This window comes from Rhodoplanes roseus (genome assembly GCF_003258865.1).
GTDB classification, from domain to species: domain Bacteria; phylum Pseudomonadota; class Alphaproteobacteria; order Rhizobiales; family Xanthobacteraceae; genus Rhodoplanes; species Rhodoplanes roseus.
This window is the reverse complement of sequence record NZ_NPEX01000801.1, coordinates 1-276: the sequence shown is the minus strand read 5'-3', so window position 1 is coordinate 276 and position 276 is coordinate 1. Positions and strand designations below refer to the sequence as shown.

Below are 276 nucleotides of genomic sequence, written 5' to 3'. Positions count from 1 at the left end.
TTACGATGGCCGTGGCCGGCTTCGGCGAGCGCGATATCGATATTGAATCGAAAGAGAACATTCTCACGATCAAGGCGCAGCGCAACGAGGACGAAAGCGAGCGCGACCGCGAAATTCTCTATCGCGGGATCGCTGCACGCTCCTTCGAGCGCCGCTTCCAGCTCGCCGACCATGTCGAAGTGACCGGCGCCACCCTGGAGAACGGCCTTCTGCACATCGATCTCGTGCGCGAGATCCCGGAGGCCATGAAGCCGCGCAAGATCGCGATCAGCGGTT

General features: G+C 61.2%; 1 protein-coding gene. It reads left to right on the top strand.

Going from position 1 to position 276, the window contains the following annotated elements; genetic code table 11:
* Nucleotides 1–276: Hsp20 family protein (locus CH341_RS32470; protein ID WP_146604767.1), on the top strand; the 276-nt coding region annotated here is incomplete at both ends.